Source organism: Pseudomonas yangonensis, assembly GCF_009932725.1.
Taxonomy (GTDB): Bacteria; Pseudomonadota; Gammaproteobacteria; order Pseudomonadales; family Pseudomonadaceae; genus Aquipseudomonas; species Aquipseudomonas yangonensis.
The window spans coordinates 42,423-62,548 of sequence record NZ_BLJU01000021.1 but is presented as its reverse complement, the minus strand read 5'-3'; the positions used below and the strand labels follow the sequence as shown (position 1 = coordinate 62,548).

Here is a 20,126-nt window from a genome sequence, read left to right as displayed (position 1 = left end):
TCAAGGCTCTTCGATGTTTTATAGGGGAGGGCGCGGCTCGCTCCCTAAGCACGGCGTGGGCATTATATCTACACCCTCTCGACGGGCCAATACAAACGTTTGTTTGAATTTTCTGTAGGCCTGTTAGAATCGTACTACATCGCGGATGACCGGCCAGTTCGCTGTATTGACCGAGCCAGGCCGCGGGGTCAAGATACGGGCGGTTTTGCGCTCGCCGTCTGAGCTGAAAGGTTGGTTGCGGCCGATTTTGCATCACTGGCCAGGCTCGCCTGGGCGACATTCTTATTCACCGGAGAGTAACGAGGAATCCATGAAGGTTCTTGTAGCTGTCAAACGAGTGGTCGACTACAACGTCAAGGTTCGCGTCAAAGCGGACAACAGCGGCGTCGACCTCGCCAACGTCAAGATGTCCATGAACCCCTTCTGCGAAATCGCCGTGGAAGAAGCCGTACGCCTCAAGGAGAAAGGCGTGGCGAGCGAAATCGTTGTTGTCACCATCGGCCCGGCTACCGCTCAGGAGCAACTGCGCACTGCGTTGGCTCTGGGCGCCGACCGTGCCATCCTGGTCGAGTCCAATGACGAGCTGAACTCCCTGGCCGTGGCCAAGCTGCTCAAGGCAGTGGTCGACAAGGAGCAGCCGCAGCTGGTGATCATGGGCAAGCAGGCCATTGACAGCGACAACAACCAGACCGGCCAGATGCTGGGCGCCCTGACCGGCTTCGGCCAAGGCACCTTCGCCTCCAAGGTCGAAGTGGCTGGCGACAAGGTCAACGTCACCCGTGAGATCGATGGCGGTCTGCAGACCGTTGCGCTGAACCTGCCGGCGATCGTCACCACCGACCTGCGCCTGAACGAGCCGCGCTATGCGTCGCTGCCGAACATCATGAAGGCCAAGAAGAAGCCGCTGGAGACCGTCACCCCGGACGCTCTGGGCGTTTCCACCGCCTCCACCGTCAAGACCCTGAAAGTCGAAGCGCCGGCTGCTCGCAGCGCCGGCATCAAGGTCAAGTCCGTGGCTGAACTGGTCGAGAAACTGAAGAACGAGGCGAAGGTAATCTAAATGACTATCCTGGTTATCGCTGAACACACCAATGCCGCTCTGGCTGCCGCTACTCTGAACACCGTTGCTGCTGCGCAGAAGATCGGTGGTGACATTCACGTTCTGGTAGCCGGTGCCAACGCTGGCGCTGCTGCCGAAGCCGCTGCCAAGATCGCTGGCGTGGCCAAGGTGCTGCTGGCCGACAACGCCGCCTATGCCAACCAGCTGCCGGAAAACGTCGCGCCGCTGGTAGCCGAACTGGGCAAGGGCTACAGCCACATCCTGGCTGCCGCCACCAGCAACGGCAAGAACATCCTGCCGCGCGTCGCCGCTGCCCTGGACGTCGATCAGATCTCCGAGATCATCGCCGTTGAAAGCGCCGACACCTTCAAGCGTCCGATCTATGCCGGCAACGCCATCGCCACCGTGCAGTCCTCGGCTGCCATCAAGGTGATCACCGTGCGTAGCACCGGTTTCGACGCCGCGGCTGCTGAAGGCGGCAGCGCTGCCGTTGAAGCCGTTTCCGGTCCGGCCGATGCCGGCAAGTCCGCCTTCGTTGGCGAAGAGCTGGCCAAGTCCGACCGTCCGGAGCTGACCGCTGCCAAGATCGTCGTTTCCGGCGGCCGTGGCATGGGCAATGGCGACAACTTCAAGCACCTGTACGCTCTGGCCGACAAGCTGGGCGCTGCAGTCGGCGCTTCTCGCGCTGCCGTCGACGCCGGCTTCGTACCGAACGACATGCAGGTCGGTCAGACCGGCAAGATCGTCGCGCCGCAGCTGTACATCGCCGTCGGTATCTCCGGCGCGATCCAGCACCTGGCCGGTATGAAGGACTCCAAGGTGATCGTTGCGATCAACAAGGACGAAGAGGCGCCGATCTTCCAGGTGGCCGACTACGGCCTGGTCGCCGACCTGTTCGAAGCCGTACCGGAGCTGGAAAAGTCGGTTTAAGCCGCTTTCCCGCTACGAAAAACCCGCTCTGGTGAGCGGGTTTTTTATTGCCTGCATTTTGCTACTTCAGGCTCTGCAGAAAACGCCGGTAGAGCAGGGCGCTTTCTTCGGGGCGTTCAAGCATCGGCGCGTGACCGACGTTATCCATGATCACCACGCTGGAGCTGCGCAGCAGAGGTTGCATGACCTCGATGCTGGATACGTCCAGCACGCGATCCTGTCTGCCCCATAGCAGCAAGGTGGGTGCCTGGATTTTTGTCAGCTCGGGTTCCAGGGGAATGCTGCGCTCTACCAGTTGTTTGAACACCATATCGTAGTGCTCGGCCCTGGCCATCGCGCGCTCACCCAGATAACGCTTGAGTGATGCCGGCAGATAGGGCGGCTCGACGAAAACGAACTGCAGCAGGTTGTCGAAGTCCTGCGGTTGCTTGACCACCAGCGGGTTGGCTGCGCCACTGGTCAGTAGTCGATACAGCTCGCTCTTGTGCGGGCTGTCGATTCCGGCATTGGCGAACAGTGCCAGCGAGTGCACTCGATCCGGGTAGCGCGCTGCATAGAGTGCGGCGATATGGCCTCCCATCGAGTTACCCAGCACATGTGCCTGCTTTATGCCCATGGCATCGAGAATATCCGCAAGGCGTTCGGCCTGGGTGCCGACGTCATAACTGCCAGGCGGCAAGTCGCTGTCGCCGAAGCCGGGCAGATCGAGGGCGATGACCCGATAGTCCTGAGTCAGGTGGCGGGAAAAGCGCAGCCAGTTATCCTTGTCTGCGGCAAACCCGTGAAGCAACACCAGGGTTTCGCCGCTCGCCGGTCCTCCCTGGTAGTAATGGATGTTAAGATTGTGGACCGCTAGCTGCTCGTGACTCAGTCCGGCACGATGCTGCTCTATCAGGCGCAAGCTGGCCAGTTGTGCCGCTGGAAAGAAGTACAGCATGGCTGCTGTGCCTGACAGCAGGATGAGCAATGCGAACAGCAGTTTTTTCATGGCGCGTCCTTATCGCGAATTATTATGGCGACGCCTTAAGCTAGCATGAACGCAGAAGATTACGGGGCGGCTGAGACCCTCCTGCCGATCAACGCATAAACCGAGAGTAGCCAATGCCTGAGCGTTGTCTGTTTAAGTCGCTGTTGCTGTGGTGTGCACTGGCTGTGATGCCCGGCGTCGCCTTGGCTGCGGGTAAATGCGAACGGCTGGTAGCGACCGGTAACCCCGAGTATCCGCCCTATCTCTGGCGCGATCCGCAGAATCCGCAGCAGCTGGTCGGCGCCAATGTCGATATGCTCAAGCATCTGGCCAAAGAGCTGGGTGTGGTGATCGACGTGATCTATACCGGGCCCTGGTCACGCGCGCAGGACGAAGTGCGTACGGGGCGTGTCGACCTGCTTGCAGGCGCGTTCCTGACGCTGCCTCGCCTCGAGAACATGGACTACGTACACCCGGCATTTTTCTTCACTCCGAGCGTGGTCTGGGTGCGCAAGGGCGAAGCCTTCCCCTATGGCAGCTGGATCGACCTGCAGGGGCACACTGGCGATACGCTGGTGGGCAACAGCTTCGGTCAGCAGTTCGATACCTTTGCCAAGCAGAACCTTACGCTCGAGGGCGTATCCAGCCTGACTCAGGCGTTCCAGAAGTTGCTGCTCGGTCGTACCGATTATGTGCTCTACGAGCGGTACCCCGGCTTGGCGCTCGCCGAGACACTGGGCATGGATGATGACCTCGAGGTGCTGGACCCGCCAATTTCCAGCGAGGGGCTTTACCTTACCCTGTCACATAATTCGGCGTGCAACGAGCCCTGGCTGCGTGGTCAGCTGGCGCGGAAGATGACAGAAATGGTCGCCGCCGGGCTGCCTGAGCAGTTCCTGAAAAGCAATCTGGAACTGTGGAAGGCGCAGCAGATGCAGCCCGATCCGGTCGGCGACGTGACTCAGTAGGAAATTTTCGTGATCAATCGACCTCTTCCCTTGCTGCTGGCGCTGGGCCTGACGGCTTGCGCAAGCGATCCCGCGCCCACCGAGCAGCTGCGCCTGACCGAGCAGGCATTGGCGCAGACCAAGTCCCTGGGAGTAGTCAGCGAGCAGTCCGCGTCGTTGCGCCAGGCTGAACAGAAGTTCGCTCAGGCACAGGCGGCCATGCAGGACGGTGAAAACAAACAGGCACGCCAACTGGCCGAACAGGCTGAGCTGGATGCGCGCCTGGCCGAGGCCGAGCATCTCAACGCCAAGGGGCGCGAGCAGCTTTCCGAGCTCAACCAGCGTATCGGCCGTCTGCGCCAGCAACTGGGGGCGATGTGATGAAGGCTTTCGGTTACCTCGGCGGTCTGCTGTTGGCCGCTGCACTCCTGAATGGTTGCGCCGCCAAGCAGCCGGCAAGCGAGCAGGCGCTGGAAGAGGCGCGTCTCAGTTTCCAGTCGGTCAAGGAAGATCCCAACGTTCTGCGTGCCGCGCCTAAGGACGTGATCCGCGCGGGTGAATCCCTGGCCCGTGCCGAACGTCTGTCCAGCTATTGGGGCAGTGGCGATGATGTGCGTCATTACGCCTATCTCAGCCAGCGCTATGCCGAAATCGCCCGGCAACACAGCGATATCAGCCTCAATCATGAGCGCGCTGCCAAGCTCGAACTTGAGCGTCAGCGCCTGCAGCTGACGTTACGTGAAGCCAAGCTGCTCAGCGTGCAGCAGCACAACGGCTGGCTGGAAGAGCAGATGGTCAGCCTCGCCACCAGCGAGACCGAGCGCGGCCTGGTGATGACCCTGGGCGACATGCTGTTCGATGCCGGTCGCGCCGAGCTGCAACCGGCGGCCAATCGCACCGTGCTCAAGCTCGTACAGTTCCTGCAGATCAACCCGCAGCGGCGCGTGCGTATCGAGGGCTATACCGACAATACCGGTGATGCCGCCGAGAACCTGGAACTGTCACGGGCGCGTGCGCAGGCCGTGGCCGATCTGCTGGTCGATCTGGGCGTGGATGCCAAGCGTATTCAGGTGATCGGTTACGGCGTGGACTTTCCTGTCGCGGAAAACGCCTCGGCACGCGGGCGGGCGCAGAATCGGCGGGTCGAGATCGTCTTCTCCGACGAGCGAGGCCAGCTGGGTCCTGAACGCTGAGTGTCTGGCTCCGCGTATAAGAAGCCCCGGCATGTCCGGGGTTTTTTGTGTTCTGCATAGGGCGTTTACGCAGTCTTTGGTCAGCAAGTGATGCGTACGGTAAAAACTGATCGAATCTGTGCCGGTACAATTGTGTAGCAATAGGTTACTGTTATGCTCTATTGACCAAGAGGATATCGCCATGACCAATCTGCTGCTTTATCAACGCATCGCCCAGCAGTTGGCCGAAGATATCCGTCGTGGCGTCTACCAGCCGGGTGAACGCGTGCCCTCGGTGCGCAAGATGAGTGCGCAGCTCAACGTCAGCCACGCCACCGTGCTGCAGGCCTACGCCAACCTCGAAGATCAGGGGCTGATCCGCGCGCGGCCGCAATCGGGCTTCTACGTGCACCAGACTCCGGCGCTGACCGCGCCGACCCCGGATATCGCCAAGGTCGAGCGACCGGGCCTGGTCACCCGCGCCAGCATCATCAACCAAGTACTCACCGAGTCGCGTCGTGAAGGTGTATTCCCGCTCGGGGCGGCAGTGCCGCATGTGGATTACCTGCCGGTGCGCGCGCTGCACCAACAACTGGCCAAGGTCACCCGTTTTCACAGTCCGCGCGCCTTCAGCTACATGTTCAGCCCCGGCTTCGAGCCGCTGCGCCGCCAGGTGGCGATCCGCATGCGCGATGCCGGCGTGGTGGTCGACCCGTCCGAGGTGGTGATCACCCATGGCTGCGTCGATGCGCTGCAGATGAGCCTGCGCGTACTGACCAAGCCGGGCGATTTGATCGCGGTTGAATCGCCGACCTACTACGGCCTGCTGCAGTTGGCCGACCTGCTGGGGCTCAAGGTCATCGAGATCCCGTGCGATCCAACCACCGGTATCAGCCTCGAAGCCTTGCAGCTGGCCGCCAACCAGTGGCCGATCAAGGCCCTGGTGCTCACCGCGAGGCTGTCCAACCCGCTGGGCGGCACCATCCCCGAGGAGCGCCAGCGCCAGTTGCTGCGCCTGGCCGGCGATTACGATTTCCAGATCGTCGAAGACGATATTTACGGCGAGCTGATGTTCGAGCAGGGCCCGACCAAGGCGCTCAAGTCGCATGATCGCGACAGCCGGGTGATCTACTGCTCGAGTTTCTCCAAGACGCTATCGCCTGGGGTGCGCATCGGCTGGATAGTCGCTGGCAAGTATCAGGACGAGATCCAGCGTCTGCAGACCTTCTCCACCCATTCGGCTTGCAGCGTCACCCAGATGGCGGTGGCGGCCTATCTGGAGAACGGCGGCTATGACCGCCACCTGCGCCACATTCGCCAGGAATACCGCAAGAACCTCAGCGCCTTCCAGCTGGCGGTGCAGCAGTACTTCCCGGCCGGCACGCAGATGACCCGACCCAAGGGCGGCTTCATTCTCTGGGTCAGTCTGCCGGCGCGGGTCAACACCAAGGACCTGCACGTGCGCGCGCTGCAGCAGGGCATTTCAATCGCACCGGGACTGATCTTCAGCAATACCGAGCAGTTCAACCACTGCGTGCGGCTCAACTGCGGTATCCCCTGGAATCGCGAGGCCGAAAGGGCTCTGATGACCCTGGGCATGCTGGCCACCCAGCTGTGCCAGGAGGTGGGCGGTTCCTGGGAAGATTAAAACTTCTTTCCTTGGTTTAACCCGATTCAGCAAAGAGCTGCGTCTATCTGAGCGAAGGTCGTGCCATTGCTCAGAAGGTGCCCAATGTCCGTTTATTCCCTGTTGCTCAGTCGTCCATTCGCCGTCGGTTTCTCGGCGGGCAGCTTACTTCTGCTCGCCGCCTGCAGCGCCTCTGGCCCGGAGCCGGAAGTCCAGGCCAGCTCACAGCCGGCGCCATCGCTAGTACGCGAACGGCTGGCTCAACCCGCGGTTGCCGAGATGCATGCCGAGGCCAGCCAGAAACGTATGGCGACCCTGGCTTATGCGCCGGCCCCTAGCGCCGATATCCTGCCACCGAGCTACCGTGACGAGTCGCGCGAGCAGTACCAAAACTACCCCGACAATCCGGTTTTCGCCGTCGCCGAGACACCGGTGTCCACCTTCAGCATCGATGTCGACACCGGCAGCTACGCCAACGTGAGGCGCTTTCTCAATGGCGGGCAACTGCCGCCGAAGGATGCGGTGCGTCTGGAGGAACTGGTCAATTACTTCCCCTATTCCTATCCGTTGCCGCAGGGGGACGTACCTTTCGGCGTCAGCACCGAACTGGCGGTGACGCCGTGGAACCCGCAGACGCGCCTGTTGCGCATCGCCATCAAGGCGTCGGATAGCGGCGTGGATGATCTGCCGCCGGCCAACCTGGTGTTTCTGGTCGACGTGTCCGGCTCGATGCATCGCCGCGAAGGGTTGCCGATGGTGCAGGGCACGCTGAAGCTGCTGGTCGACCAGCTTCGCCCGCAGGATCGCGTCTCGCTGGTCACCTATGCCGGTGACAGCCGGGTGGTGCTGGATTCCACGCCAGGTAGCGACAAGGCGAAGATTCGTGCGGCCATCGATCAACTGACGGCAGGCGGCTCCACTGCCGGTGAGTCGGGCATCCAGCTGGCTTATCAGCAGGCGGGCAAGCACCTGATCGAGGGCGGCATCAATCGCATCCTGCTGGCCACCGATGGTGACTTCAACGTCGGTATCAGCGACTTCGACAGCCTCAAGCAGCTGGCCGCCGACAAGCGCAAGAGCGGCGTCTCGCTGACTACCCTGGGGTTTGGCGTGGACAACTACAACGAGCGCCTGATGGAGCAGTTGGCCGATGCCGGCAACGGCAACTACGCCTACATCGACAACCTTCGCGAGGCGCGCAAGGTGCTGGTGGATCAGCTCGCGTCGACCCTCGCCACCGTGGCCAGCGACGTGAAGCTGCAACTGGAATTCAACCCGGCCGAGGTCAGCGAGTACCGCTTGCTGGGCTACGAGAACCGCGCACTCAAGCGCGAGGATTTCAGCAACGACAAGGTCGATGCCGGCGAGATCGGTGCCGGGCACACCGTCACCGCGCTGTACGAGATCGTCCCGGCCGGTGGCAAGGGTTGGCTGGAGCCATTGCGCTATCAGAGCAGCGCTCAGCCAGCGGGCAAGAGCGGCGAGCTGGCCTGGCTGCGGATTCGCTACAAGGCGCCGGGGGAGGCGAGCAGTCGCCTGCTGGAACGACCCATTGCGCGCAACGAGGCGAAACCGGTTGCGGCCGCCAGCGAGGATCTGCGTTTCGCCGCCGCGGTCGCTGCCTTCGCCCAGCAGCTCAAGGACGGCCGCTACACCGGCGACTTCGACCTGGCGCAGAGCATCGCGCTGGCCCGCTCGGGCAAGGGTGAGGATCGCTTCGGTCTGCGCGGCGAGTTCATCCAGCTGGCCGAAATTGCCCAGAGCCTGCACACTTCCGGCTCCACCTCTGCACGAGTCCAGCAGTGAACGCACCTCTCACGGATGACGACGCCGCCTTGCTGCGGCGTTACCGCCGCGGCGATGCCACGGCTTTCAATGCGCTGTACCAGCGCCATCGGCTTGGCCTGTTCCGCTTTTTGCTCGGCCTGTGTGGCGATCATGCCCTGGCCGAGGAAGTGTTCCAGGAAACCTGGATGAGCCTGGTGCGCAGCCAGAGCGAACAGCGCGAGGCGGTGCTGTTCAAGACCTGGCTATACCAGATCGCGCGCAATCGCCTGATCGACCATTGGCGTAAAACGGGCCGGCATCAGGCCGGGCACGACGAATACGACGAGAGCCGGCATGCCCAGGCCGACCCGCAGCCCGGCCCGGAGCAGCAGTGGGGCCTGAGTCGCGACAGCGAACGGCTGCAGGCGGCGCTGGCCGACCTGCCGGAAGATCAGCGCGAGGTCTTTCTGTTGCGCGCCCATGGCGACCTGGAACTGAACGAGATTGCCGAGTTGACCCGCACGCCGGCCGAGACGGTCAAGAGCCGTCTGCGCTACGCCCTGCAGAAACTGCGCCGACTGCTGGCCACCGAGGAGTTGTCCGCATGACCCATGATCGAGAACCGCTGGATCACGAACAGGCGCTGCTGGCGCATTTCCGAGCCCATGGCAGCGGCGAACCCTCGGCCGAGCTGGATGCGCGCATTCTGGCGGCGGCAAGCGCAGCCGCCCGTGAGGCGCAGCAGGCCGAAGCCGTCAGCGACAAGGCTGGCTGGGCGCAGCGTTTGCACCAGTGGCTGTTCGGCAGCGGCCGGCAGCGCTGGTCGGTGGCAGTGGCCGGACTGGCCTGCGTCGGCATCGGTGTCAGCCTGACCTGGCGCACGCTGGAGCGGGCGCCGGATACCTTCGATGCAGTCCCGCCCAGCGTGCTGATGAGCCCGGCTACACCGGCTCCGATGGCGGCCAAGCGTGCGGCCGAGCAGGAGGCGGTGGCTCCCATGGTGGCGCCGCAGGAGCGCATGAAGAGCCAGGCCATGGCACGCCAGGCGCCGTCTGCCGATATGGCCGAGGCACCGATGGCCAGTGCTGCCGCAATCGCTCCGATGGCTGAGTTGGTGATGCAGAGCGAACCGCGCGAGGCGTTGCTGCGTTTGCTTGAGCTGCGCAAGGCTGGCGAGCAGGAGCAAGCGCAGCGGCTGCTGGAGCAGCTTGAGGCCGACTATCCGCAACTGGATATCGAAGCTGAACTCGCGCATCTGGCGTCTGAAAGCGGCGAGGCGGGCAAGGACCGGTAAATGTCCTGTAAGTCGGCTTGCCAGTTGCCGCCGGGCAGGGGAGCATGGGCAGTATGTTGATCGAGTTGCTGCTGCCCAATGATGCGTAGAACCTGTCTAACGCTCGTATGCCTGGCTTTGCTGAGCGGCTGCGAGCCCGCCCCGGAGCCCGCTGCGGAAAAGCCCAAAAGCGCCGCTCCCGCTGTCGTTTCGCCAGCCCCCGAGGCACCGGCGGATGTGACGGTGAGCGAGCCGGACGAGGCGCCTGCTCCGGTCATTGCCCCCAAGCCGGAGCCGGCGGAACCCGCCAAGCCCAAGGCCACGGCCACGGACAAACCGCAAGCGCAGGCCAAGCCCCCGGCCAAGGCCAAACCCGCCATCGCACCCCAGCCCGAACCCCGGCTGGCGCTGGATCTGAGCGTGCCGCAGGAGTTGTTCGAGCAGGCGCTGGAAAGCGAAACCAGCGAGGAGCTTGCGCCGCTGCTGCCGCCTTTGTTCGGCGATAAGCCCGAGGGGGTCAGCCCATTTCAGATCAGCGGTCGGCTGATCAATAACGAGCGAGTGGACGACTACTGGGACTCCATCGAAGGTGCCGAACTGCAGTTCGAGTTCAGGCAATAGCAGGCCGGACCAGTGGCATGGCGCTCAGAAACGGTAGGTTTGCCCGATGATGGTCTTATGCAATTCGCCATCGAGTGGCTGGAAGCCGTTCGAGCCTGGTAGGCGCACGAATAGCGGGCCATCGACCTTGGCCGGATCGTATCCAGCCAGTTTCAGATCGGCCTTCTTGTACTTGAAGGTGCCGGTAGTCTCGACTTCGCCGAGCAGGCGTACGAACAGCGGCGCGGCGTAAGCCGGCAGCTCCGCGTCGAGGTGCGCGGCCAGCGCCGCGCCATCTAGCATGCAGCCTGGCGCCAGACGTAGTGCTGCCATGCCGCAGCGGCCGTTGGTGCCGGGAATCTCCACACCGTAGACCACCGCATCCTCCACCCCGGGGAAGGCGCCGAGCACGTTTTCCACCTCGGTCGTCGATACGTTCTCGCCCTTCCAGCGGAAGGTGTCGCCAAGGCGGTCGACGAATTGTGCGTGCTTGCAGCCGATGTCGCGCATCAGGTCGCCGGTGTTGAACCAGGCGTCGCCCTTTTTGAACACGTCGCGCAGGATCGCCGCCTCGCTCTTGGCCGGATCGGTGTAGCCGTCGAACGGCCACTTGGCGCTGATTTCGCTGATCAGCAGGCCTGCTTCGCCCTTGTCGGCCTTCTGCAGAAAGCCCTTCTTGCCGCGCACGGGGCGGTCGTTTTCCAGGTCGTAACGGACGATGGCGTAGGTGGCCGGGGTATAGCCGACGGTATTGTCGAAGTTGAAGACGTTGGTGAAGCCGATATTGCCTTCGCTGGAGGCATAGAACTCGGTGATCTGCTCGACGCCGAAGCGCTGCTTGAACTCGGCCCAGATCGAGGGACGCAGGCCGTTGCCGATCATGCAGCGCAGGCTGTTGTTTCTTTCGCTGTCGGTTTCCGGCTGGTTGAGCAGGTAGCGGCACAGTTCGCCGATATAGCCGAAGCAGGTGGCCTGGTAACGCGCCACGTCGCTCCAGAAGGCGCTGGCAGAGAACTTGCGGCGCAGAGCGATGGCCGCGCCGCCGGCCAGGGCTGCGCTCCAGCATACGGTGACGGCGTTGTTGTGGTAGCAGGGCAGGGTGAGGTAGAGCACGTCGTGCTCTTTCAGAGTCAGCCCCGAATGGCCGAAGCCGCCATAGGCCTTGATCCACTTGCCGTGGCTCATGATCGAGGCCTTGGGCAGGCCGGTGGTGCCGGAGGTGTAGATCAGGAAGCAGGCATCCTTCATGCGTACGCGCTGGCTGTCCGACGGGTTGTCCTGGGCCTGGCCGGCGGCCAGTTGCATCAGGTTGAGCCAGCCATCTGGCGCCTGGCCGGGATCGCGCAGGCAGTCCTGGTCGGCGACCCAGTAGCGTTTGGCCTGCTGATTGTGCAATTGCGTGGCGATTTCCTCGAAGGCGCCGAGCAGTTCGTCACCGATGACCAGGTAGCCGGGCTTTACCAGGTTGAAGCTGTGCGCCAGCACCTTGCCGCGCTGGGTGGTGTTGATCAGCGCGCCCACGGCGCCGAGCTTGCTCAGGGCGGCGAGGATCGCCAGCAATTCCAGGCGGTTTTCCAGCATCACCGCGACCACGTCAGCATGGCCGACCCCCTCGGCCTTGAACGCCCAGGCCAGGCGGTTGGCCCAGGCATTGAAGGCGCGGTAGCTGAGCTGGCGGTTTTCATCCATCAGCGCCGGGCGTTCGGGATGGCGTTCGGCGGCGCGCTGCAGTGCCCAGGCCAGCGACAGGTTCTTCTCGCGGTTACGGATGCCGGCGTAGTACAGGCCACGCAACATGCGCGGCACACGCGGCAGGTGCTGCGGCAGGTGGGCCAGGAAGCGGAAGGGCGAAATCAGATCGGCTTGGCTCATGGGGCTCGCACTTGGGCTGTTATGAATTGGAGGCGAGTCCTGACTCTAGTCAGCCTGGCGCGCACCAGCCATGGCTCTGGTGCGCCGAGCGGCGGGCAGATCGGCAAATAGCCTTGCCGCTCGTAGCGGTGCGCCGTGCGCACCGGGCAAGGCGCGAATCCCACGGTTGTCTAGGTGCACGCGGCGCATCTTACGGATCGCGGCTCGCACGTAGCCGGATGAAAATCCGGGAAGGCCCTTGCGGCCAATCCCCGGATTGCATCCGGGCTACGAAGCCAACGCATTCAGGGCGTCAATCGACGAACAGGTCGGGCACCAGGCTGCCGCCAGCGGGATCGAAGCGGTACTGCTCGAAGTCGCTGACGCCCCGTTCACGCAAGATGTCTTCGTCGATCAGCAAACGCCCGGTGAGGCTGCGGCCTTCGCTGCTGAGGATGGCGTGGGCCGCATCGGCCATGATGGCCGGCGTGCGTGCCCGCTTGAAGGCGTCGCGGCTGCCCAGTTCGAACTCGATGGCCGCGGTGGCGATCATGGTCTTCGGCCACAGCGAATTGACGCTGATGCCGTACTTCTTGAACTCCTCGCTCATGCCCAGGGTGAGCATGCTCATGCCGTACTTAGTGACGGTGTAGGGGCCGTGCTGGGCAAACCACTTGGCGTCGAGGTTGAGCGGCGGGGAGAGGTTGAGGATATGCCCGCTGGCGCTCTGTTTCAGATATGGCAAGGCCGCCTGGCTGCAGACCATCACTGCGCGGGTGTTGATCTGGTACATCAGGTCGAAACGCTTGGGTTCGAGCTTCTCCACGCCGACCAGCTTGATGGCTCCGGCATTGTTGACCAGGGCATCGATGCCGCCGAAATGCTCGGCCGCGCGCGCCATGGCGGCGACCACGGCCTGCTCATCGCGCACATCCAGCTGCAGGGCCAGCGCTTTGCCGCCGGCGGCTTCGACCTCGGCGGCGACGCTGTGGATGGTGCCCGCCAGCTTCGGGTGTGGCTCGGCGCTCTTGGCCGCGATGACGATACTGGCACCATCGGCGGCGGCCTTGAGGGCGATCTCGCGGCCGATGCCACGGCTGGCGCCGGTGATGAACAGGGTCTTGCCGGAAAGGGACATGGGCGTGCTCCTTCTTGTTGTTATCGGGGCGTGGGAGGGGCTTTAGCCGCGATGAACAACGCTCGCGGCTAAAGCCCCTCCCACAGCGATAAATCAAGCCTCCGCAGCTTCGATTTCCACCAGCAACTGGCGGCTCTTCACCTGGTCGCCCTGGCTCACGCCAACGTGGCGGACGATGCCTTCGACGCCAGCCTTGAGCGGGTGCTCCATCTTCATCGCTTCCAGCACAACCAGCAGTTGCCCCTTGCTGACGCTGGCGCCCTCGGCGATCAGCACCTCGACTATGGCACCATCCATCGGCGCCTTCACCGCACCGCTGCTGGCGGCGTTCTGCCCGCCGGCCGGCTCGTGGGTAACATCCAGCAGCTCCAGGTTGCCATGCTCACCGTACAGCCACAGGCGCTCACCTTCGAGGTGGTAGGCCTGGCGGCGGCGCACGCCGTCCAGTTCCAGGCTCAGCCAGCGGCCGTCGCTGGCCAGCAGGCGCACAGGTAGCTGTTCTTCGCCCCGACGCACGCAAAGGTGCGCTTGCGTACCGCTCGCGAGCACGTCCAGCTCCACCGCGTGCTTGTGCTCGCCTTGCTTGAGGACGAAGCGCCAGGGCGCGCTGCCGGCGCTGCGCCAGCCGGACAGGCCGGGCTGGTGCGCGCGAGACCAGGCCGAGGTCTGGTAGAGCAGGGCGGCGGCCATGGCCAGCTCGGCCAGGCTGGCCGTGTGCGGCTGCAGGCTGGGGTCATCAGCGAAGTGTTCGGTGATAAACGCCGTGGTGGCGTTGCCGGCGGCGAACTCCGGGTGCTTGAGCAGGTTGGCGAGAAAGCGCTGGTTGCCGTTGACGCCGAGCAGCACGCACTGCTCGACTGCGCGCACCAGCTTGCGCCGGGCTTCGTCGCGGGTTTCGCCGTAGGCGATGACCTTGGCCAGCATCGGGTCGTAGAAAGGGGTGACGGCCTGACCCTCGACCAGGCCGTGGTCGATGCGCACGCCAGTCAACAACTCGGGTTCCCAGCGCAGTACCTGGCCGGTTTGCGGCAGGAAGCCGGCGGCCGAATCCTCGGCGTACAGACGCACCTCCATGGCGTGGCCGGTGAGGCGTATTTCGCCCTGCTGTAGCGGCAGGGGCTGGCCCTCGGCGACTCTTATCTGCCAGGCCACCAGATCCTGTCCGGTGATCAGCTCGGTGACCGGGTGTTCCACCTGCAGGCGGGTGTTCATTTCCAGAAAGAAGAACTCGCCGCTGGCGTCGAGGAGGAACTCCACCGTGCCGGCACCGACGTAGTTGACCGAGGCCGCCGCCTTCACCGCGGCCTCGCCCATGGCGCGGCGCAGCTCGGGCGTCATCACCGGGCAGGGGGCTTCCTCGACCACTTTCTGGTGGCGACGCTGCACCGAGCAGTCGCGTTCGCCGAGATAGAGGATATTGCCGTGCTGGTCGCCGAACACCTGGATTTCCACGTGGCGTGGGCGGATCACCGCGCGTTCGAGGATCAGCTCGCCGGAGCCGAAGGCGTTCTGCGCCTCCGAGCGGGCGGTGCGGATCTGTGCCAGCAGTTCGGATGACTCCTGTACCAGGCGCATGCCGCGGCCGCCACCGCCGGCGCTGGCCTTGATCATCAGCGGGTAGCCGATGCGTTCGGCTTCGCTGGCCAGGGTCTCGTCATCCTGGGCGGCGCCTTCATAGCCGGGGATGCAGGGCACGCCGGCCTCCAGCATGGCGATCTTGGACAGGCGCTTGCTGCCCATCAGGTGGATGGCTTCGACGGTCGGGCCGATAAAGACGATGCCGGCCGCCTCGCAGGCGCGGGCGAAGTCGGCGTTCTCGGAGAGGAAGCCATAGCCGGGGTGGATGGCGTCGGCACCGGTCTTGCGCGCGGCCTCGATGATGGCGTCGATGCGCAGGTAGGACTGGCTGACCTGGGCCGGGCCGATGCATACGGCTTCGTCGGCGATCTGTACATGGCGGGCATCGGCATCGGCCTCGGAGTACACCGCCACTGTGCGATAGCCGAGCTCGATGGCGGTGCGCATCACCCGGCAGGCGATCTCGCCACGGTTGGCGATCAGAATCTTGTTGAATGCGGGCATCTTCGTGCTCCTGCTGTGCGTAGCCCGGATGCAATCCGGGGAATCATGTTGGCCGAGCGCTCCCGGATTGCATCCGGGCTACGGTCTATTCGTTCCCTCTCCCCTGGGGAGAGGGGAGCTACTACTGGGCCCAATTCGGCTTGCGCTTCTGCACGAAGGCCATGGTGCCTTCGAGGCCCTCGGCGCCGGTGACCGCGGCGGCGAACTGTTCGGCGGCGCGGTCGAGCAGCGGGCCGAGGGCTTCGCGTTCGCTGGCCAGCAGCAGGGCCTTGGTCTGGGCGTTGGCCTGCGGCGCACACTGGCGAATCTGCTCCAGGGTCTCGTCCAGGCGCTGCTGCAGGGCGGCGTCATCGTGCTCGCAGTAGTGCACCAGACCCAGGCGCAACGCCTCTGCACCGTCGAAGCGGGCGGCGGTCAGCGCCAGGCGGCGCGCCTGGGTCAGGCCGATGCGCCGCATCACGAAGGGGGCGATCTGCGCCGGGAGGATGCCGAGGGTGGTTTCCGGCAGGCCGAACCTGGTGCCGCTGGCGGCGATGGCCACGTCGGACACGCAGGCCAGGCCGAAACCACCGCCGAGCACGGCGCCTTCCAGCACCGCCACCAGTACCTGCGGTGCGGCCTGGGCCTCTTCCAGCAGCGCACCGAAGGCGCGGTTCAGCTCGCGGTAGGCATCGCCGCCGCGGGCTCTGGCGCCGGCCATGTCCTTGATATCGCCGCCGGCGCAAAAGTGGCCGCCCGCGCCGCGCAGGACGAGGGCGCGCACGTTCGGCTCATGGCGCACAGCCTCCAGGGTCGCGCGCAGTTCGCCGACCATGGCCAGGCTCATGGCGTTGCGGCTGTCCGGGCGATTAAGGGTGACGTGCAGTACGCCTCCGTCGAGGTTCAGCAGCAGGGTTTCGCAGTTGGGCAGGTCGTTCATCGCATAGCCTCGGTGTAGGGCGGGTGAAACCCGCCGCAACGGTATGAGTGGCAGTTCAGCCCTTCTTTTTCCCTGGCAGGATGCCCATCAGCTTGCAGATGATGCCGAGCATGATCTCGTCGGCGCCGCCGCCGATGCTGACCAGGCGCACGTCGCGGTAGGCGCGCGACACAGGGTTGTCCCACATAAAGCCCATGCCGCCCCAGTACTGCAGGCAGGCGTCGGACACCTCGCGGCCCAGGCGGCCGGCCTTGAGCTTGGCCATGGACGCCAGCTTGGTCACGTCGCGGCCCTTCACGTATTGCTCGGTGGCCTGGTAGACCAGCGCGCGCAGGCACTCGATCTCGGTCTGTAGCTCGGCCATGCGGAAGTGGATGACCTGGTTGTCGATCAACGGTTGGCCGAAGGTGTGGCGCTGCTTGCAGTAGTCGATGGTGCTGTCGACACAGTGCTCCAGGCCCTTGATCATGTTGGCCGCGCCGAACAGGCGCTCTTCCTGGAACTGCAGCATCTGCATCATGAACCCGGCGCCCTCAGCGCCGATGCGGTAGCGCTGCGGCACGCGCACGTTGTCGAAGAACACCTGGGCGGTCTCCGAGCTGCGCATGCCCAGCTTGTCCAGGTGCGGGCTGACGCTGATGCCCGGGGTCTTCATCGGCACCATGATCAACGACTTGTTGACGTGCGGCTTGTCGTCCGAGGTGTTGGCCAGCAGGCAGATAAAGTCGGCACTCGGAGAGTTGGTGATCCACATCTTGCTGCCGTTGATCACGTAGTCGTCGCCGTCCTTGCGCGCGGTGGTCTTCAGGCCTGCCACGTCGGAGCCGGCGCCAACTTCGGAGACGCCGATGCAGCCGACCATCTCGCCGCTGATGGCCGGGCGCAGGAACTCCTCGCGCAGCTCATCGGAGCCGAAGCGCGCCAGGGCCGGTGTGCACATGTCGGTCTGCACGCCGATGGACATGGGGATGCCGCCGCAATGGATGGTGCCGAACTCTTCGGCGGCCACGATCGAGTAGCTGTAGTCCAGGCCCATGCCGCCGAATTTCTCCGGCTTGGAGATGCCCAACAGACCCAGCTCTCCGGCCTTTCTGAAAATGTCGTGGATGGGGAAGCGGCCTTCCTTCTCCCAGGCGTCGACGTGCGGGTTGATTTCCTTGTCGACGAAGTTGCGGACGGTACGGCGGAGTTCTTCGTGTTCCTGGGTGAAGATCATTATTGTTCTCCGTAGGGTGCGCTGTGCGCACCAAATATTTTTATCGAGGTCAGAAACGCGCGACGCCGAAGCTGTTCTTTTTCAGCGGTCGCAGGTTGGCTTCGGCACAGATATCCAGCAAGAAGCCCAGCAGCTTGCGGGTGTCGCGTGGGTCGATCAGGCCGTCGTCCCACAGGCTGGCGGTGCCATAGAGGGCGGTGGACTGGCTGTCGAGCTTTTGCGCGGTGGCCATCTCCAGCATGTCGAGCATCTTCGGGTCAGGCTCCTTGCCTTCCTTGGCGTGCTTGTCCTCAGTGACGATGCGCAGCACCTTGCCGGCCTGGGCGCCGCCCATCACGGCGGTGCGGCTGTTGGGCCAGGCGAAGATAAAGCGCGGGTCGAGGCCGCGGCCGCACATGGCGTAGTTGCCGGCGCCGTAGGAACCGCCGACGACGATGGTCAGTTTCGGCACCGTGGCGTTGGCCACGGCCTGGATCATCTTCGAGCCGTGCTTGATCACGCCGTTCTGTTCCGATTCCGTGCCGACCATGAAACCGGTGGTGTTATGAAAGAACAGGATCGGCGTATTGCTCTGCTCGCACAGCTGGATGAACTGCGCCGCCTTGGCCGCGCCCTGCGGGGTGATCGGGCCGTTGTTGCCGATGAAACCGCAGGCCTGGCCTTCGATCTGCAGATGGCCACAGACGGTCTGGCTGTCGAACTCGTTCTTGAAGTCGAGAAACGCCGAGCCGTCGGCGATACGCGCGATGATCTCGCGTACGTCGTAGGGCTTCTTGGCATCGGCCGGGACGATACCGAGCAGTTCCTCGGCCGGGTACAGCGGCTCGCGCCAGGTGCGTTTCTCACGTGCCGGCAGCTGCTGGTTCCACGGCAGCATGCCGACTATTTCGCGCGCCAGGCGCACGCCATCGGCATCGTTCTCGGCCAGGTACTCGGCAGTGCCGGCGACCTGGGCGTGCATCTCGGCGCCGCCGAGTTGCTCGTCGGTGGCGATCTCGCCAGTGGCGGCCTTGAGCAGAGGCGGGCCGGCGAGGAACATCTTGGCCTTGCCGCGTACCACCACCACGTAGTCTGACAGGCCGGGCTGGTAGGCCCCGCCGGCGGTGCTGGAGCCATGTACCACGGTGATCTGCGGCAGGCCCATGGCGGACATGCGCGCCTGGTTGGCGAAGCCGCGCGCGCCCTCGACGAAGATGTCGGCGGCGTAGTTGAGGTTGGCGCCGCCGCTCTCGGCCAGGGTCACCACCGGCAGCTTGTTCTCGAAGGCGATCTGCTGCAGGCGCAGGGATTTCTTCAGGCCGGTGGGGGAAATGGTGCCGCCCTTGATCGCGCTGTTGTTGGCGATCACCAGGCAACGCACGCCGGCGATGTAGCCGATGCCGGCGATCAGGCCGCCGCCGGCCTGGCTGCCGTCCTTGTCGTCGTGCAGCTTGTAGCCGGCCAGCGAGGCCAGTTCGAGAAAGGGCGCGCCGGCATCGAGCAGCAGGTTGAGGCGTTCGCGCGGCAGCAGCTGGCCGCGCTTGTCGAACTTGGCCTTGGCCTCCTGCGCCTTGTCGAGCGCCTTCTGCTCGACGTCGCGAAAGGTCGCGATGGCGGCCAGCATGGCCTTGCGATTCTGTGCGAAGGCTTCGCCATGCACGTCGATTTCCGATTGGATCACGGGCATCGCCTTACTCCTGATCTTTCAGTACATCGGGCAGGTAGGCCCGGTGGAAACCGTTGTAGGGCTCGCTGTTTCTCGCCTTGCCCAGCGTCCAGGCACGGGTGCCCTGGCTGGCTGCACCGTCGATGCGAATGGTGTTGCCGCTGATGAAGTTGGCGCCGGGGCTGAGCAGAAAGACGATGGCGGCAGCCACCTCGGACTCGCTGCCGATGCGTTGCAGCGGCACGTGATCCTTGAGGTTGCGGATCATGTTCTTCATCGATTCGGGGTAGGTGTCCATGCCGCTGGAGGCGATCCAGCCCGGCGCCACGGCGTTGACCCGCACGCCGGCGTGGCCCCACTCGCAGGCGGCGGTCTTGGTGAAGTTCTCCATACCCGCGCGCGCAGCGCCGGAGTGGCCCATGCCGGGCATGCCGCCCCACATGTCGGCGAGCATGTTAACGATGCTGCCACCGTGCTTGCTCAGGCTCTGCAGGAAGACTTCCTTGGCCACCAGAAAACCGCCCACCAGGTTGGTGCGCACCACGGTCTCGAAGCCTTTCTGGTTGATGCCGATCAACGGCGCGGGAAACTGGCCGCCGGCGTTGTTGACCAGGTGATGGATGCGTCCGCGCTGCGCGAGCACCGCGCCGACCATGGCCTTGACCGCCTCTTCGTCGCGGATGTCGCAGGCCTGGAAGCTGGCGCTGCCGCCATCCTCGATGATCTCGGCGCAGGTCTTTTCCAGCTTTTCCTGCTTGCGCCCAACCAGCACCACATGGGCGCCCAGGTGGGCCAGCTCGTGGGCCACGCAGCGACCGATGCCGCTGCCACCGCCGGTGACCAGGATGGTCTGGTCTGCGAACAGGCCGGGTTTGAATACGGAGTCGTAGCTCATTGTTCTTGTCCTTCGGCTCTTTGGGGACGCCTAGATC

General features: G+C 64.2%; 18 protein-coding genes. 10 read left to right on the top strand and 8 right to left on the bottom strand.

Annotated features, from left to right (window positions below):
• Positions 1-310: 310 nt before the first annotated feature.
• Positions 311-1,060 (top strand): electron transfer flavoprotein subunit beta/FixA family protein, encoded by a 750-nt coding sequence (locus tag GYB81_RS19500; RefSeq protein ID WP_024307880.1) that lies wholly within the window; start codon positions 311-313, stop codon positions 1,058-1,060.
• Positions 1,061-1,990, top strand: coding sequence for an electron transfer flavoprotein subunit alpha/FixB family protein (locus GYB81_RS19495; protein WP_116618876.1), 930 nt, complete (start codon positions 1,061-1,063; stop codon positions 1,988-1,990).
• A 61-nt stretch (positions 1,991-2,051) separates the two neighbouring features.
• Here GYB81_RS19495 and GYB81_RS19490 read toward each other — a convergent pair whose 3' ends face one another.
• Positions 2,052-2,978, bottom strand: coding sequence for an alpha/beta fold hydrolase (locus GYB81_RS19490; protein WP_161865301.1), 927 nt, complete (start codon positions 2,976-2,978; stop codon positions 2,052-2,054).
• Positions 2,979-3,091: 113 nt separating this feature from the next.
• Here GYB81_RS19490 and GYB81_RS19485 point away from each other — a divergent pair, with 113 nt between their 5' ends.
• The 8 genes from GYB81_RS19485 (at position 3,092) to GYB81_RS19450 (ending at position 10,364) form a co-directional block, all read left to right on the top strand.
• Complete coding sequence (locus GYB81_RS19485) at positions 3,092-3,925, top strand: substrate-binding periplasmic protein (protein ID WP_161865300.1); 834 nt, start codon at positions 3,092-3,094, stop codon at positions 3,923-3,925.
• Positions 3,926-3,934: 9 nt separating this feature from the next.
• Positions 3,935-4,285, top strand: a complete 351-nt coding sequence (locus tag GYB81_RS19480; RefSeq protein ID WP_161865299.1) for a DUF4398 domain-containing protein — start codon at positions 3,935-3,937, stop codon at positions 4,283-4,285.
• On the top strand, positions 4,285-5,097 hold the full coding sequence (locus GYB81_RS19475) for an OmpA family protein (protein ID WP_161865298.1): 813 nt from the start codon (positions 4,285-4,287) through the stop codon (positions 5,095-5,097). Before GYB81_RS19480 ends, GYB81_RS19475 begins: the two co-directional genes overlap by 1 nt.
• Positions 5,098-5,278: 181 nt before the next feature.
• Complete coding sequence (locus GYB81_RS19470) at positions 5,279-6,724, top strand: aminotransferase-like domain-containing protein (protein ID WP_161865297.1); 1,446 nt, start codon at positions 5,279-5,281, stop codon at positions 6,722-6,724.
• Positions 6,725-6,808: 84 nt separating this feature from the next.
• Complete coding sequence (locus GYB81_RS19465; RefSeq protein WP_161865296.1) at positions 6,809-8,509, top strand: vWA domain-containing protein; 1,701 nt, start codon at positions 6,809-6,811, stop codon at positions 8,507-8,509.
• The gene (locus tag GYB81_RS19460) at positions 8,506-9,078 is read left to right on the top strand and encodes an RNA polymerase sigma factor (RefSeq protein ID WP_161865295.1); all 573 of its coding nucleotides are present in this window, start codon (positions 8,506-8,508) and stop codon (positions 9,076-9,078) included. Before GYB81_RS19465 ends, GYB81_RS19460 begins: the two co-directional genes overlap by 4 nt.
• The gene (locus GYB81_RS19455) at positions 9,075-9,764 is read left to right on the top strand and encodes a hypothetical protein (RefSeq protein ID WP_161865294.1); all 690 of its coding nucleotides are present in this window, start codon (positions 9,075-9,077) and stop codon (positions 9,762-9,764) included. The genes GYB81_RS19460 and GYB81_RS19455 overlap by 4 nt, the downstream gene beginning before the upstream one ends.
• 222 nt (positions 9,765-9,986) lie before the next feature.
• Positions 9,987-10,364 carry a hypothetical protein gene (locus GYB81_RS19450; RefSeq protein ID WP_233787639.1) on the top strand — a complete coding sequence of 126 codons (378 nt, stop codon included), beginning with the start codon at positions 9,987-9,989 and terminating at the stop codon, positions 10,362-10,364.
• Between the two features lie 24 nt (positions 10,365-10,388).
• Here the strand turns inward: GYB81_RS19450 and GYB81_RS19445 are convergent, their stop codons facing one another.
• The 7 genes from GYB81_RS19445 to GYB81_RS19415 form a co-directional block, all read right to left on the bottom strand.
• A complete protein-coding gene (locus tag GYB81_RS19445; RefSeq protein WP_161865293.1) occupies positions 10,389-12,215 on the bottom strand; it encodes a long-chain-acyl-CoA synthetase in 1,827 nt (608 codons plus the stop codon).
• A gap of 292 nt (positions 12,216-12,507) precedes the next feature.
• Positions 12,508-13,332 (bottom strand): SDR family oxidoreductase, encoded by an 825-nt coding sequence (locus tag GYB81_RS19440; protein WP_161865292.1) that lies wholly within the window; start codon positions 13,330-13,332, stop codon positions 12,508-12,510.
• A 93-nt stretch (positions 13,333-13,425) separates the two neighbouring features.
• Positions 13,426-15,414 carry an acetyl-CoA carboxylase biotin carboxylase subunit gene (locus GYB81_RS19435; protein ID WP_161865291.1) on the bottom strand — a complete coding sequence of 663 codons (1,989 nt, stop codon included), beginning with the start codon at positions 15,412-15,414 and terminating at the stop codon, positions 13,426-13,428.
• A 121-nt stretch (positions 15,415-15,535) separates the two neighbouring features.
• Positions 15,536-16,333: an isohexenylglutaconyl-CoA hydratase gene (gene atuE, locus GYB81_RS19430; protein WP_161865290.1), complete on the bottom strand. Its 798-nt coding sequence runs from the start codon at positions 16,331-16,333 to the stop codon at positions 15,536-15,538.
• A 55-nt stretch (positions 16,334-16,388) separates the two neighbouring features.
• A complete protein-coding gene (gene atuD, locus GYB81_RS19425; RefSeq protein WP_161865289.1) occupies positions 16,389-17,549 on the bottom strand; it encodes a citronellyl-CoA dehydrogenase in 1,161 nt (386 codons plus the stop codon).
• A 49-nt stretch (positions 17,550-17,598) separates the two neighbouring features.
• Positions 17,599-19,215, bottom strand: a complete 1,617-nt coding sequence (atuC, locus tag GYB81_RS19420) for a geranyl-CoA carboxylase subunit beta (protein WP_161865288.1) — start codon at positions 19,213-19,215, stop codon at positions 17,599-17,601.
• Between the two features lie 4 nt (positions 19,216-19,219).
• Complete coding sequence (locus GYB81_RS19415) at positions 19,220-20,089, bottom strand: SDR family oxidoreductase (protein ID WP_161865287.1); 870 nt, start codon at positions 20,087-20,089, stop codon at positions 19,220-19,222.
• Between the last annotated feature and the right edge of the window lie 37 nt (positions 20,090-20,126).

What these genes read in the sequence shown, in the direction of transcription:
- GYB81_RS19500 (WP_024307880.1), top strand. Translation starts at nt 311, where the DNA reads ATGAAGGTTCTTGTAGCTGTCAAACGAGTGGTCGACTACAACGTCAAG.
- GYB81_RS19495 (WP_116618876.1), top strand. Translation starts at nt 1,061, where the DNA reads ATGACTATCCTGGTTATCGCTGAACACACCAATGCCGCTCTGGCTGCC.
- GYB81_RS19490 (WP_161865301.1), bottom strand. Translation starts at nt 2,978, where the DNA reads ATGAAAAAACTGCTGTTCGCATTGCTCATCCTGCTGTCAGGCACAGCA.
- GYB81_RS19485 (WP_161865300.1), top strand. Translation starts at nt 3,092, where the DNA reads ATGCCTGAGCGTTGTCTGTTTAAGTCGCTGTTGCTGTGGTGTGCACTG.
- GYB81_RS19475 (WP_161865298.1), top strand. Translation starts at nt 4,285, where the DNA reads ATGAAGGCTTTCGGTTACCTCGGCGGTCTGCTGTTGGCCGCTGCACTC.
- GYB81_RS19470 (WP_161865297.1), top strand. Translation starts at nt 5,279, where the DNA reads ATGACCAATCTGCTGCTTTATCAACGCATCGCCCAGCAGTTGGCCGAA.
- GYB81_RS19465 (WP_161865296.1), top strand. Translation starts at nt 6,809, where the DNA reads ATGTCCGTTTATTCCCTGTTGCTCAGTCGTCCATTCGCCGTCGGTTTC.
- GYB81_RS19455 (WP_161865294.1), top strand. Translation starts at nt 9,075, where the DNA reads ATGACCCATGATCGAGAACCGCTGGATCACGAACAGGCGCTGCTGGCG.
- GYB81_RS19445 (WP_161865293.1), bottom strand. Translation starts at nt 12,215, where the DNA reads ATGAGCCAAGCCGATCTGATTTCGCCCTTCCGCTTCCTGGCCCACCTG.
- GYB81_RS19440 (WP_161865292.1), bottom strand. Translation starts at nt 13,332, where the DNA reads ATGTCCCTTTCCGGCAAGACCCTGTTCATCACCGGCGCCAGCCGTGGC.
- GYB81_RS19435 (WP_161865291.1), bottom strand. Translation starts at nt 15,414, where the DNA reads ATGCCCGCATTCAACAAGATTCTGATCGCCAACCGTGGCGAGATCGCC.
- atuE (WP_161865290.1), bottom strand. Translation starts at nt 16,333, where the DNA reads ATGAACGACCTGCCCAACTGCGAAACCCTGCTGCTGAACCTCGACGGA.
- atuD (WP_161865289.1), bottom strand. Translation starts at nt 17,549, where the DNA reads ATGATCTTCACCCAGGAACACGAAGAACTCCGCCGTACCGTCCGCAAC.
- atuC (WP_161865288.1), bottom strand. Translation starts at nt 19,215, where the DNA reads ATGCCCGTGATCCAATCGGAAATCGACGTGCATGGCGAAGCCTTCGCA.
- GYB81_RS19415 (WP_161865287.1), bottom strand. Translation starts at nt 20,089, where the DNA reads ATGAGCTACGACTCCGTATTCAAACCCGGCCTGTTCGCAGACCAGACC.